Here is a 13,544-nt window from a genome sequence, read left to right as displayed (position 1 = left end):
GCGGCTGTTAAGCAGATTCCATGCCAGTTTTTATTATGTTGATTTTAAATGATTTTCAACAAGAGACACCTGTCAACTCCACGGTGTCGACGTGTCATTTCGACAGCGTTGACATCGTCACCCCTTAACAAAAATCAAGCTGGCATTGTTATTGCATTACCGGGGCAATTCATTGAGGAGGCGTTATGCACGAAATCACCCTCTGCCAGCGGGCTCTGGAACTTATCGAACAGCAGGCAGTGCAAAACCACGCGAAACGCGTCACCGGTGTCTGGCTGAAAGTCGGGGCATTTTCCTGTGTCGAGACCAGCGCCCTGACCTTCTGTTTTGAGCTGGTATGCCGCGGCACGCTGGCGGAAGGCTGCGAACTCCATATTGAGGAGCAGCAGGCAGAGTGCTGGTGTGAACAGTGTCAACAGTACGTCACCCTGCTCTCAACGAAGGTTCAGCGCTGTCCGCAATGCCAGAGTGCCGGGCTGCGCATCGTGGCGGATGACGGCATGCAGATCCAACGACTCGAAATCGAGAAGGAGTAAATTATGTGTAGCACCTGCGGTTGCGGCGAAGGCAACCTGTATATAGAAGGGGATGAACATCGTCCTCACTCCGCGTTTCGCTCCGCGCCCTTTTCACCCGCCCCACGCCCTGCATCGGCATTAACCGGTATCATTTTCACTCCTCAACAATCTGACTCGGGTGATCTGCATTACGGTCACGGCGAAGCGGGGACGCATGCGCCGGGCATCAGCCAGCGCCAGATGCTGGAAGTCGAAATCAACGTGCTGGACAAAAATAACCAGATCGCCGCCCGCAACCGTGCCCGTTTTGCTACCCGCAAACAGCTGGTGCTGAATCTGGTCTCCAGCCCTGGGTCCGGCAAAACCACGCTGCTGACAGAGACCCTCAAACGCCTGAACGAGCGTGTCTCCTGTGCGGTAATCGAAGGCGATCAGCAGACGGTTAACGACGCCGCCCGTATTCGCGAAACCGGCACGCCTGCCATTCAGGTCAATACAGGCAAAGGCTGCCACCTGGATGCGCAGATGATTGCCGACGCTACCCCGCGTCTGCCACTGGCAGATAACGGCATCCTGTTTATTGAAAACGTCGGCAACCTGGTTTGCCCGGCGAGCTTTGACCTCGGTGAACGGCATAAAGTGGCCGTGCTTTCGGTGACCGAAGGCGAAGACAAGCCGCTGAAATACCCGCATATGTTTGCCGCCGCGTCCATCATGCTGCTGAACAAGGTTGACCTGCTGCCATACCTGAATTTTGACGTGGATAAGTGCCTGGCGTATGCCCGTGAAATCAACCCGGACATTAACATCCTGCTGGTGTCCGCCACGCGCGGCGACGGTATGGAAAGCTGGTTGAACTGGCTGGAGAGCGAACGATGTGCATAGGCGTACCGGGACAAATTCACGCCATTGACGGGAATCAGGCCAGAGTGGATGTGTGTGGATTATTACGCGATGTAGACCTGACGCTGGTCGGCAGTGTTGATGAAACTGGCGCTTCACGCCTCGGCCAGTGGGTGCTGGTGCACGTGGGGTTTGCCATGAGCGTGATTAACGAAGCGGAAGCGCGCGACACGCTCGATGCGCTGCAAAATATGTTCGACGTAGAGCCTGACGTGGGCGCTCTGCTGTACGGCGAGGAGCGATAGCAGATGCGTTACGTTGATGAATACCGCGCGCCAGAACAAGTGATGCAGCTAATCAAACACCTGAAAACGCGAGCAGCCCTGCTGGACTACAGCGCAGCAAAACCGCTGCGCATTATGGAAGTGTGCGGTGGGCATACCCATGCCATCTTCAAATTTGGTCTCGACCAGCTTCTGCCAGAGAACATCGAGTTTATTCACGGCCCTGGCTGTCCGGTGTGTGTTCTGCCAATGGGACGAATCGACAGCTGTATCGAAATCGCCAGCCAGCCCGACGTCATTTTTTGCACCTTTGGCGACGCAATGCGTGTGCCAGGGAAAAATGGCTCACTGTTGCAGGCTAAAGCGCGTGGAGCGGACATCCGGATCGTCTACTCGCCGATGGATGCCCTGACGCTGGCAGCGGATAATCCCACCCGTAAAATCGTGTTTTTCGGTCTGGGTTTTGAAACCACCATGCCGGCCACGGCAATCACGCTACAGCAGGCCAGAGCCCGCAACATCAAGAACTTTTTCTTTTTCTGCCAGCACATTACGCTCATCCCCACGTTGCGTAGCCTGCTGGAAGAACCGGGTAACGGCATTGACGCTTTTCTGGCACCGGGCCATGTCAGCATGGTCATCGGTACAGACGCCTACGGTTTTATTGCTGAACAGTACAACCGTCCATTAGTGGTGGCTGGTTTCGAACCTCTTGATCTACTGCAAGGCGTGACCATGCTGGTTGAGCAGAAAATAGCAGCCCTGAGTACGGTGGAAAATCAGTACCGCCGCGTCGTACCTGACGCAGGCAATACACGCGCTCAGCAAGCCATTGCGGAGGTGTTTAGCGTCGAAGGCGACAGTGAATGGCGTGGCCTGGGACTGATTGCCGAATCCGGCGTGCGTCTGACGCCTGCGTATCAATCATTCGATGCTGAAGCGCATTTCCATCCGCAACCACAACAGGTTTGCGACGATCCCCGGTCTCGCTGCGGCGAGGTCCTCACGGGCAAGTGCAAACCTCATCAATGCCCGTTATTTGGCAACACCTGTAACCCGCAAACGGCGTTTGGCGCGCTGATGGTCTCCTCAGAAGGAGCGTGTGCCGCGTGGTATCAGTATCGCAATCAGGAGTGTGAAGCATGAGCACGGTGGAAATGGCGCATGGCAGCGGTGGACAGGCAATGCAGCAGCTGATTAGCAGGCTGTTTATGGAGGCTTTTAACAACCCCTGGCTCGCTGAGCAGGAAGACCAGGCGCGTATTGATCTGGCAACCCTCACCGCGCAAGGCGACAGGCTGGCGTTCTCCACCGACAGCTATGTGATTGACCCGCTGTTCTTCCCGGGCGGCGATATCGGCAAGCTCGCCGTCTGCGGCACGGCAAACGACGTCGCCGTCAGCGGTGCCGTTCCGCGCTACCTCTCCTGCGGGTTTATCCTCGAAGAGGGATTGCCGATGGAGACGCTCACAGCAGTGGTCAACAGTATGGCGCAGACCGCTCGCGAGGCGGGAATTGCCATCGTCACAGGTGATACCAAAGTGGTGCAGCGCGGCGCAGCCGACAAGCTGTTCATCAACACCGCCGGCATGGGGGCTATCCCTGCCAATATTCACTGGGGGGCACAACAGCTTAACGTCGGCGACGTGCTTCTTGTAACAGGAACGCTGGGCTGTCATGGAGCGACTATCCTTAACCTGCGCGAAGGTTTAGGGCTGGATGGCGAACTGCGCAGCGACTGCGCGGTGCTCACCCCGCTGATTCAGACGCTGCGTACCATTCCGGGCGTAAAAGCCCTTCGCGACGCCACCCGTGGCGGCGTGAATGCCGTGGTACATGAGTTCGCGGCAAGCTGCGGGTGGGGTATTGAACTTAGCGAGCGTAGTCTGCCTGTTAAGCCTGCCGTTCGCGGCCTGTGTGAATTATTGGGCCTTGATCCACTCAATTTTGCCAACGAAGGCAAGCTGGTGATCGGCGTTGAACGCCACGTCGCTGACGTGGTACTGAACATGCTGCATGCGCATCCTTTAGGGAAAGAGGCCGCCATTATTGGTGAAGTGGTTGAGCGCAAAGGGGTGCGCCTGACCGGGATTTTCGGCGTGAAACGTACGCTGGATCTGCCGCACGCTGAACCTTTACCCCGTATTTGCTAGGCCGCGCCATAAGCGGCCAGCGTGGAATTTTTGCTCGTTTCTACTGGAAAGCACTATGCCATATACACCAATGAGCGATCTTGGACAGCAGGGCCTGTTTGATATCACGCGCACACTTTTACAGCAGCCCGATCTCGGTGCGCTGAGCGATGCCCTGGCACGTCTGGTCAGACAATCGGCGCTGGCAGATAGCGCCGCGATTGTGCTCTGGCATAGCGGAACGCATCGTGCGAGCTATTACTCCACGCGTGATAATGACAAAACGTTTGAATACGAAGATGAAACCTATCTCGCTCATGGCCCAGTGCGCCGTATTCTCTCCCGGCCTGAAATCCTGCACTGTAATTTTGAGGAGTTCCGGCAGGCCTGGCCGAAGCTGGCGGAAAGTCCTCTCTATCGCTCTTTCGGTCATTACTGCATGTTGCCGCTGGCCGCGGAAGGTCATATTTTTGGCGGCTGCGAGTTTATCCGCACAACCGACCAGCCCTGGAGCGAGGCGGAATACGAGCGTCTGCACACCTTTACCCAGATTGTGGCGGTCGTCGCGGAGCAGATCCAAAGCCGTGTCACCAATAACGTCGATTACGACCTGCTGAGCCGCGAGCGCGATAACTTCCGCATTCTGGTCGCTATTACCAACGCCGTGCTTTCCCGGCTTGATATGGATGAACTGGTCAGCGAAGTCTCGAAAGAGATCCACCACTATTTCAAAATCGATGCCATCAGCATTGCGCTGCGGGGGCATCGTAAGGGCAAGCTAAATATCTACTCCACACACTACCTCGATGAAGCCAACCCGGCTCACGAGCAAAGCGAAGTGGATGAAGCGGGTACGCTGTCTGAGCGAGTCTTCAAAAGCAAAGAGATCCTGCTGCTTAACCTTGACGAGCAGGATCCGGTAGCACCCTATGAGCGGATGCTGTTTAACACCTGGGGCAACAAAATTCAGACCCTATGCCTGCTGCCGCTGATGTCTGGCAATACCATGCTCGGCGTGCTGAAGCTGGCGCAATGTGAGGAAGGGGTGTTTACCACGGCCAACCTGAAGCTGCTGCGCCAGATCGCCGAGCGAATCTCCATCGCGCTGGATAACGCCCTGGCCTATCAGGAGATCCACCGTCTGAAAGAGCGGCTGGTGGATGAAAACCTGGCCCTGACCGAACAGCTCAACAACGTGGACAGCGAGTTTGGTGAAATCATCGGGCGCAGCGACGCGATGTACAGCGTCCTCAAGCAGGTGGAGATGGTGGCTCAAAGCGACAGTACGGTTCTGATCCTGGGCGAAACTGGCACGGGTAAAGAGTTGATTGCCCGCGCCATCCACAACCTGAGCAACCGCAATGGTCGCCGGATGGTGAAAATGAACTGCGCGGCTATGCCTGCGGGTCTGCTGGAAAGCGATCTTTTCGGCCACGAACGCGGGGCGTTTACCGGTGCCAGTAGCCAGCGCCTGGGTCGTTTTGAGCTGGCGGACAAAAGCTCGCTGTTCCTCGACGAAGTCGGCGATATGCCTCTGGAACTGCAGCCTAAACTACTGCGGGTATTACAGGAGCAAGAGTTTGAACGTCTTGGCAGCAACAAGCTGATCCAGACCGACGTGCGGCTGATTGCCGCCACCAACCGCGACCTGAAAAAAATGGTCGCTGACCGCGAGTTTCGCAGCGATCTTTACTATCGTCTGAACGTCTTCCCGATCTTCCTGCCGCCCCTGCGCGAACGCCCGGAAGATATCCCTCTGCTGGTCAAAGCCTTTACTGCCAAGATCGCGCGCCGGATGGGGCGAAACATCGACAGTATTCCTGCCGAAACGTTGCGCACACTCTCGTCTATGGAGTGGCCCGGCAATGTGCGTGAGCTGGAAAACGTCATTGAACGTGCGGTGTTACTAACGCGAGGTAGCGTGCTGCAACTGTCCCTGCCTGAGGTGACCCTTTCTGACATGACCGTGCCCACCGCCGAGATAGCGAAAGAGGGAGAAGATGAATATCAGCTCATTATGCGCGTACTGAAAGAGACCAACGGTGTGGTAGCCGGGCCAAAAGGGGCGGCCCAGCGTTTAGGGTTAAAACGGACCACTCTGCTGTCGCGTATGAAGCGGCTGGGAATTGATAAAGAGAGTCTGGTTTAAGCTGTCATTCCGGCGGTGTTTTCCTGACACCGCCTTTTATTACCCTGCGCAATTGTCCCTCATTGACACAAAATCGTTTCCTCTGTATAAAATTCCGCCTTAATAATGAGTTTCATTTGCATCAAAAAATAATGTTAATGATGGGTAGCATTTCATGAAAAAGATCTTCTGCGCGTTAGGCCTGGCGGTTGCGTCGGTCAGTTCTGCTCTGGCAACCACGTATCCTCTGACAATTGAAAACTGTGGCTATAAAGAGACGTTCACCAAAGCACCGGAACGCGTCGTGGCCCTGGGTCAGAACACCGTCGAAATTTTGCTTCTGCTGGGTCTGGAGGATAAGGTGAAGGCCAGCGCCTTCTGGCCGACCAAAGTGCTACCGCAGCTGGCGGAACAGAACGCGAAAATCAAAACCCTGACAGTTGAAATCCCTACCCTTGAATCCGTGCTTGCGCAAAATCCTGACTTTGTCCCCGCCCAGACGCCGCTGCTGCTGGGGCCGGAAAGTAAGGTCGCAAAACGCGAAGACCTGATGACCCTCGGCGTGAACAGCTACGTGTCACCGGGTATGTGCGCGACCAAAAAAGCCACCGGCGATATGTATGGCAGCCGCCAGAAGCTGTGGGATATGACGTATCTCTATCAAGAGATTGAGGATTTCGCCAAAATCTTTAACGTTGAAGATCGCGGCCAGGCGGTGATTGCCGATTTCAAAAAACGCGAGGCCGAGCTGCGTAAGGAATTCGGCAAGAATAAAAAAGACCTTTCGTTTGTCTTCTGGTTCTCCAGCTCATCCCCTTCTGCAGATGCTTACGTCGGTGGTAAAAATAGCCCCTCCGGGTTTATCGCCAGCCTGATGGGTGGTCATAACGCTATTACGTCCGAGACCGAATGGCCAACCGTAGGTTGGGAAAGCATTATTGCCGCAAATCCGGATGTCATCGTGGTGTCCAGCCTGGACCGCAACCGCTGGGCGCTGGATAACGCGGAAGAAAAAATCAAATTCCTGAAGAACGATCCGGCGGTCAGCCAGCTGGATGCGGTGAAAAAAGGTCATATCGTAGTGATGGACGGCCAGGCGATGAACCCGACGATTCGCACGATTTACGGGGCTGAGCAGGTCGGCGAACAGCTCAGAAAGCTGGGGCTGAACTGATGACCGTCGCTGTTCTTCAGGCCCGACAGGGCCTGGTTCTGACAACGTCATGTTTGCTCGCGTTTGTACTGTTATTTCTGGTCATCGCGCTTGGCGTCAGCGTCGGCGAGCTGTCCATCCCACTGCAAAATGTCTTTTATGCTATCAGCAATAAAATGGGGCTTACCCAGGTTCCGCTCAATCGCATCTATGAGAGTGTTATCTGGGACTTTCGCCTGAGCCGCGCGCTGGTGGCAGCCTGCTGTGGCGCGGGGCTGGCCATCTGCGGCGCAGTATTACAGAGCCTGCTGAAGAACGCGCTGGCGGAACCTTACGTGCTGGGCGTATCTGCGGGTGCGTCTACCGGGGCGGTTTCCGTCGTGGTATTGGGTATCGGCACCGGTGCGGTGTCGCTCTCTGCGGGCGCGTTTGCCGGGGCGTTTGCCGCCTTTGCCTTCGTCGCCTTCCTGACGAACGGTGCGCGTGGCGGTAATGAACGGACCATTCTGGCAGGCGTAGCCGCCTCTCAGTTGTTCAACGCCATTACCGCCTACACCATCAGCACCTCCGCCAGTGCCCAGCAAGCGCGTGATGTCATGTTCTGGCTGTTGGGCAGCTTCAGCGGCGTTCGCTGGCCTGAATTCCAGCTGGTGCTGGTGGTGGTACTGATTGGGTTAGCCGTTTGCCTCTACTATTCCCGGGCGCTGGATGCCTTTACCTTCGGTGATGATGCCGCCGCGTCCCTGGGCATTGCCGTCCCCTGGGTGCGCCTGGCACTCTTTACCACTACTGCGCTGATTACTGCCACAATCGTCAGCATGGCGGGCTCCATCGGCTTTGTAGGGCTGGTGGTACCGCATGTGATGCGTTTCCTGTTTGGGCCGCTGCACCGCACATTGCTGATTGCCAGCGCGCTGGCAGGGGCGATCCTGATGGTGCTGGCAGATATCGCCTCACGCATGCTGATTGCCCCGCAAAGCCTGCCCGTAGGCGTGGTGACCGCGCTGGTGGGTGTACCTTTCTTTGCCGTGATTATCTACCGCTCAAGGAATAAGTGATGAGCATCTGCGCTGAAAATATTACCTGGAAGGTAGGCAAAAAAGTCATCGTTAATGACGTCTCTCTGAAGGTCTCCCGGGGTGAAACCGTCGGGCTGCTAGGACCAAATGGCTGCGGTAAATCCTCGCTTTTGCGTATCCTTGCGGGCCTTCGTCGCCCGGACATCGGCAGCGTAACCCTGGACGGGCAAGATATTTCCCGGATAGCCAAAAAGCAACTCGCCCGCCGGGTCGCCTTCGTTGAGCAACACGGGATGACCGATGCGAATATGCGCGTACGTGACGTGGTAAAGCTCGGTCGTATTCCGCACCACTCCCCTTTTTCAAACTGGAGCACGCACGATGACGAGACCGTCACCGCTGCCCTGCAACGCGTGGACATGCAGGATAAAAGCGACCAGGGCTGGCTGAGCCTGTCTGGCGGTGAACGCCAGCGGGTGCACATTGCCCGTGCGCTGGCCCAGACTCCCACTGAAATCCTGCTGGATGAACCGACAAATCACCTGGACATTCACCATCAGATGCAGTTAATGCATTTGATCAGTGAGCTGCCTGTCACCAGTATTGTCGCTATCCACGATCTCAATCATGCTTCGATGTTCTGTGATTCGTTGATTGTGATGCAAAAAGGGCAAATCGTGGCCACGGGAACACCGCAGGAGATCTTATCCGAAGAGCTGCTCTGGGACGTCTTCCGGGTAAAAACCAAAATTGAGATCTCGCCGTTCCATGGCAAAAAGCACATTCACTTTATCGTTTAGGGGCAAGTAAACAACGATGTCCCTTCGCCCTGCCACCACACTCTGGCCGCCCGTTTTACTGGGTAGCCAGTTTGTTTTTAACATTGGTTTTTATGCCGTTGTCCCCTTCCTGGCGATATTCCTGCGCGACGATATGCTGCTCTCCGGCGGGCTGATCGGGCTGATCCTGGGGCTACGCACGTTCTCCCAGCAGGGGATGTTTATCGTCGGGGGGGCGCTCTCGGATCGCTTTGGCGCGAAAGTCGTGATCCTGAGCGGGTGCGTTATCCGCGTCGCGGGTTATCTGCTGCTGGCCTTCGGGCAATCTCTGTGGCCCATTATTCTTGGTGCATGTCTGACCGGCATCGGCGGAGCATTATTCTCCCCTTCCATTGAGGCTCTGCTGGCGAAAGCGGGCACGCACAGCGAGGCGAAAGGAAAACGTAGCCGGGCGGAATGGTTTGCTCTCTTTGCTGTCTGTGGTGAGCTCGGTGCAGTGCTGGGCCCGGTTGCAGGAGCTCTGCTGACGGGGCTTGGTTTCCGCCAGGTGGCGCTGGCAGGTGCGGGGGTCTTTATCATTGCGCTAGTGGTGCTCTACTTCTGCCTCCCAGCTTCACACCACCGTTCACAGACGCTACACATACAGCCCTGGTGGACAACGTTCCGCCAGCCGCGCTTTGTCGCCTTTATCATTGCCTACAGCTCGTGGCTGTTAAGTTATAACCAGCTTTATCTGGCGCTGCCGGTGGAGATCCAGCGTTCTGGTGGTAACGAGAAAGATCTCGGCCCACTTTTTATGCTGGCCTCCATTCTGATCATTACCTTACAGTTACCGCTGGCGCGTTTTGCCCGACGCGTGGGCGCGGTGAGGATCCTGCCTCTGGGCTTTTTACTGCTCTCCACCGCCTTTGCGAGCGTGGCGATGTTTGCCCCGATGACGCCGCCGGAAGGCTGGCTTCGCTTACTGCCCTCAGTCTGTTTTGTGACGCTGTTGACGCTGGGACAGATGCTGCTGGTGCCATCGGCAAAAGATCTCATTCCGCGGTTCGCCGTGGAATCAACGCTTGGCGCGCACTACGGCGCACTCGCCACCGCCGGAGGCATTGCGGTACTGGCAGGAAACTTGTTGTTTGGCAGCATGCTGGATCGCGCGCTGGTGCCCTCAACGCAGGCAATGTATCCATGGCTGCTGCTGGCCCTTTTCCCACTCTGCAGCGCGCTGGCCCTGAACATGATTTGCCGCCCACTCAGAAGCTGAACCAGTCACTTTTTCGGGCGATACTTCACCGGTAGCTCCGGCACGGGACGGCGGTCATCAATCAGATGGCGGATAGTCAGAATGGGATGACGCCACAACATACGCGGGCCAGCCCAGCGCATGACCTGCTTCATCTCTTCACGTCTGGCAGGCTGATAGCAGTGCACCGGGCACTGCTTGCAGGCGGGTTTTTCTTCACCAAATACACACTTATCCAGGCGTTTATCGGCATAAGCCTTAAGCGCCTGATAATAACCCTCTTCCTGAGAAGCCTGTGGACACTGCTTTTCATACAACGCGATCATTTTCGCAATTGTCTCTTTTTCTCGTGATATGCGTTTTCCAGACATAACGACTTACCCAGCAATAAAGTGCATTAATAATACATTTTTAAACTCCAGATTTCAGTTGTTGCATTCCTTTTTCTGAAGCCTGATTCCAGTATTAAGCCTGCACCTCATGAAAATCACTGGTATTTTATACAGGCATCAGAAATGACTATTGTCCGTGCTGCCAGGAGGCCCTATGCAAGAGATCGTGATAACCAAACCCTACCGCCATTTGAAAGTGGGATATTTCAGAAAGCGTCATGAAGACCGTAAAACCAAGATACCAAAGCGTTACAGCGTACATGCAGCGCTGAGCTTAAAAGGTGACTGGCTTGAACAAGCAGGGTTTACCACAAATTCCCAGGTCAGAGTGGGCATAGAGCATGGAAAAATTGTCATTGAGTTAATGCCGGAAGGCACCTCGTAAAGCGCGACATTTTTCTGCGCCGTATCTTTTTTTCATGCGACAATAGAAGGAACAAACGGCCACTCAGCCGATCAAAACGGTTTATTTTCAAAGAAATGGACATCATAACTCCATGAGCACAATCGACAATTTCGACGCACATACGCCGATGATGCATTAGTGTGTTAATGCTGATTATTAGAGATTATTTTCCACCAGAGAATAAAAACTACATTTTAACCTACGCTTTTGTAACCATCTGATTTTACGAATATTGTTTACTGTACTCATCCAGCGTTATAATCCCTCTGTTTTTCCATCCCTCTAATAACACAGGGCATCTCCATGAGCCGATACCATGTATCCAGCAGTGAAGGTCAGTATGAGAAAGACTCTGGTGAGCAAGTTATGGCTAACAAGCTGGGGATCGCAACTTCTGATGAGATGGATGAGGCTGAACTTGTCCTGTTAGAACAACTCTACCAGTCTGTTTTTGAAGAACAGTTCCCGGAAGGACAGCTCAGCGTAGCCATGCTAAAAAGCTGGCATCGCCGCTGGTTAGGCAACATCTAGGAGTGGGCTGGACAAGAAAGAGCGGTTAATATCAGCAAAGGCGGCTTTATGTTTGCCCCCTCAGCACAGTTGCCAAAACTACTGAACGAATTCGACACTAAGTATCTGGCTCAATACACACCGTGTAGCGGCATGGACGAAGAACGACTCATCACCGCTATCGCCATCCCCCATGTCGAGCTGATACTTATCCATCCATTCAGAGAGGGAAACGGACGCTTGTCGCGACTGACCTGCTCCCCGTTGATTAATACACCCCGATGTTAGTAATGTCTTCATAAGCCACATGAGGACATCCCCATGAAGAAGCGTTTTTCCGACGAACAGATCATCAGTATTCTTCGCGAAGCGGAAGCCGGAGTTTCTGCCCGTGAGCTCTGCCGTAAGCACGCCATTTCCGATGCCACTTTCTACACCTGGCGCAAGAAGTTTGGTGGCATGGAAGTTCCTGAGGTGAAGCGGCTTAAATCTCTTGAAGAGGAGAACGCCCGCCTCAAGAAGCTACTTGCCGAAGCCATGCTGGATAAGGAGGCACTTCAGGTGGCTCTGGGGCGAAAGTACTGACGACAGACCAGAAGCGGGAAGCCGTTGAGTTTATGTGTGATGCGACCGGTCTGTCGCAACGTCGTGCCTGCAGGCTTACAGGTTTGTCCCTGTCGACCTGCCGCTACGAGGCTCAGCGTCCGGCAGCTGATGCGCATTTATCAGGGCGCATCACTGAGCTGGCACTGGAGCGCAGGCGTTTTGGCTACCGCCGCATCTGGCAGCTGCTGCGTCGGGAGGGCCTTCACGTCAATCACAAGCGGGTATACCGTATTTACCACCTTAATGGACTGAGCGTAAAACGCAGACGACGCCGTAAAGGGCTGGCAACCGAACGGTTTCCGCTTCTGCGCCCGGATGCGCCGAACCTGACATGGTCGATGGATTTCGTTATGGACGCACTGGCCAACGGTCGGAGGATCAAGTGCCTGACCTGTGTGGATGATTTCACGAAGGAGTGTCTGACAATCACCGCTGCTTTCGGTATTTCAGGCGTTCAGGTCACGCGTATTCTGGACAGCATCGCGCTGTTTAGGGGCTATCCGGCGACAATAAGAACCGATCAGGGCCCGGAATTTGCCTGCCGCGCGCTCGATCAATGGGCCTTTGAGCATGGTGTGGAACTACGGCTTATCCAGCCAGGTAAGCCAACGCAGAACGGATTTATTGAGAGTTTTAACGGACGCTTTCGCGATGAGTGTCTGAATGAACACTGGTTCAGCGATATTCTTCATGCCCGGAAAACGATTAATGACTGGCGGCAGGATTATAACGAGTGCCGTCCCCATTCATCGCTGGATTACCAGACACCAGCTGAATTCGCAACGGACTGGCGAAACAGGAAATATGAAGAAAAACCAACCGACATTACTAACTGAAGGTTGTATCTAATCCTGGGGGCAGGTCACCAGGCCCGGCACTTTAAGACTAAAAGTCGACAATTGTCTACTTTTGCAGATTTTTAGTTCGAATGATAAAGATAATCATTGACTTAGCCATAAAGAAAAAAACCCGCCATCATTTTAGCTTCAGGTAAACAGGCGGGTTAAGCTGATGCGTGAGTGATGTTGATTTCGTCATGGTGGAGTGAAGATATAGCTGGCTTGAGGTATCGCTCCGGCAGGGCCAACATCTTTGACGGCTCGTCCGGTTTCGACAGAGATGAGAAGGTAATAACCCGAGTGGCAAGGTAGCTGAGACACTCCCCTTAGCTCCGAATAGTTAATATTTACAATGCGCACAATCTATTAATAAACCTTCTTCAACAAATATTAAATCATTCTTTGAATGCAGGCCACATATAAAGAACCATCAATTCCATAAATGGAACAACACATGACATAAAGCACTACGGCAAGGTTAAAAAACACGCCATGAGGTTATTTATTAAGCATGCTTTATTTTTAAGATAATTCAAACACTATCATTATTTAATAACGCTTTTAAATAAAATAGAAATGAAAAATTAACGCACTAAAAAAATCAAAACACCTTATCAATACACTTCGTTAATGATGAAAAACAAGATCATAAAATCCATTACTCAATGTTAAAATAAAAATCTAAACCCTTCTTCAAA

Annotated in this window: 13 protein-coding genes and 1 pseudogene; 13 read left to right on the top strand and 1 reads right to left on the bottom strand. The window is 53.9% G+C overall.

Annotated features, from left to right (window positions below; translation table 11 throughout):
- The first annotated feature begins 185 nt into the window (after positions 1-185).
- From hypA to AC0XWG_RS12040, 10 genes are all read left to right on the top strand, one after another.
- Positions 186-536: a hydrogenase maturation nickel metallochaperone HypA gene (gene hypA / locus AC0XWG_RS12085; protein WP_128347337.1), complete on the top strand. Its 351-nt coding sequence runs from the start codon at positions 186-188 to the stop codon at positions 534-536.
- Positions 537-539: 3 nt separating this feature from the next.
- Positions 540-1,403 (top strand): hydrogenase nickel incorporation protein HypB, encoded by an 864-nt coding sequence (gene hypB, locus AC0XWG_RS12080; protein WP_475680609.1) that lies wholly within the window; start codon positions 540-542, stop codon positions 1,401-1,403.
- Entirely contained in the window at positions 1,394-1,666 is a 273-nt protein-coding gene (locus AC0XWG_RS12075) for a HypC/HybG/HupF family hydrogenase formation chaperone (protein WP_028016841.1), read from the top strand. The genes hypB and AC0XWG_RS12075 overlap by 10 nt, the downstream gene beginning before the upstream one ends.
- Positions 1,667-1,669: 3 nt before the next feature.
- Positions 1,670-2,791, top strand: a complete 1,122-nt coding sequence (gene hypD, locus AC0XWG_RS12070; RefSeq protein ID WP_407220994.1) for a hydrogenase formation protein HypD — start codon at positions 1,670-1,672, stop codon at positions 2,789-2,791.
- Positions 2,788-3,798: a hydrogenase expression/formation protein HypE gene (hypE, locus tag AC0XWG_RS12065; protein WP_208594092.1), complete on the top strand. Its 1,011-nt coding sequence runs from the start codon at positions 2,788-2,790 to the stop codon at positions 3,796-3,798. Before hypD ends, hypE begins: the two co-directional genes overlap by 4 nt.
- 55 nt (positions 3,799-3,853) lie before the next feature.
- The gene (flhA, locus tag AC0XWG_RS12060; protein WP_475680608.1) at positions 3,854-5,926 is read left to right on the top strand and encodes a formate hydrogenlyase transcriptional activator FlhA; all 2,073 of its coding nucleotides are present in this window, start codon (positions 3,854-3,856) and stop codon (positions 5,924-5,926) included.
- A gap of 154 nt (positions 5,927-6,080) precedes the next feature.
- The gene (gene eitA, locus AC0XWG_RS12055) at positions 6,081-7,079 is read left to right on the top strand and encodes a siderophore ABC transporter substrate-binding protein EitA (RefSeq protein WP_028016845.1); all 999 of its coding nucleotides are present in this window, start codon (positions 6,081-6,083) and stop codon (positions 7,077-7,079) included.
- Positions 7,079-8,116: a FecCD family ABC transporter permease gene (locus AC0XWG_RS12050; protein WP_028016846.1), complete on the top strand. Its 1,038-nt coding sequence runs from the start codon at positions 7,079-7,081 to the stop codon at positions 8,114-8,116. Before eitA ends, AC0XWG_RS12050 begins: the two co-directional genes overlap by 1 nt.
- Positions 8,116-8,877 (top strand): siderophore ABC transporter ATP-binding protein EitC, encoded by a 762-nt coding sequence (gene eitC / locus AC0XWG_RS12045; protein ID WP_028016847.1) that lies wholly within the window; start codon positions 8,116-8,118, stop codon positions 8,875-8,877. Before AC0XWG_RS12050 ends, eitC begins: the two co-directional genes overlap by 1 nt.
- A 16-nt stretch (positions 8,878-8,893) precedes the next feature.
- Positions 8,894-10,114 carry an MDR family MFS transporter gene (locus AC0XWG_RS12040; RefSeq protein ID WP_475680607.1) on the top strand — a complete coding sequence of 407 codons (1,221 nt, stop codon included), beginning with the start codon at positions 8,894-8,896 and terminating at the stop codon, positions 10,112-10,114.
- A 5-nt stretch (positions 10,115-10,119) separates the two neighbouring features.
- Here AC0XWG_RS12040 and AC0XWG_RS12035 read toward each other — a convergent pair whose 3' ends face one another.
- Positions 10,120-10,464 (bottom strand): nitrous oxide-stimulated promoter family protein, encoded by a 345-nt coding sequence (locus AC0XWG_RS12035; protein WP_128347331.1) that lies wholly within the window; start codon positions 10,462-10,464, stop codon positions 10,120-10,122.
- A 175-nt stretch (positions 10,465-10,639) separates the two neighbouring features.
- Between AC0XWG_RS12035 and AC0XWG_RS12030 the strand changes: the two genes are divergently transcribed.
- The 3 genes and pseudogenes from AC0XWG_RS12030 to AC0XWG_RS12020 all read left to right on the top strand — a co-directional run bounded on the left by AC0XWG_RS12030 (position 10,640) and on the right by AC0XWG_RS12020 (position 12,843).
- Positions 10,640-10,870: a SymE family type I addiction module toxin gene (locus AC0XWG_RS12030; protein WP_028016850.1), complete on the top strand. Its 231-nt coding sequence runs from the start codon at positions 10,640-10,642 to the stop codon at positions 10,868-10,870.
- 324 nt (positions 10,871-11,194) lie between these two features.
- A pseudogene (locus AC0XWG_RS12025) lies at positions 11,195-11,653 on the top strand (Fic/DOC family protein); the annotation flags it as partial.
- 69 nt (positions 11,654-11,722) lie between these two features.
- A protein-coding gene (locus tag AC0XWG_RS12020) for an IS3 family transposase (RefSeq protein WP_134708787.1) occupies positions 11,723-12,843 on the top strand; the annotation gives its coding sequence in 2 pieces (ribosomal slippage) (positions 11,723-11,981 and positions 11,981-12,843; 1,122 coding nt in all).
- Positions 12,844-13,544: the final 701 nt, after the last annotated feature.

The organism is Enterobacter sp. DVT3837, from assembly GCF_056238685.1.
Note: the sequence above shows the minus strand (reverse complement) of the source record. Positions and strands in the feature narration are given on the sequence as shown.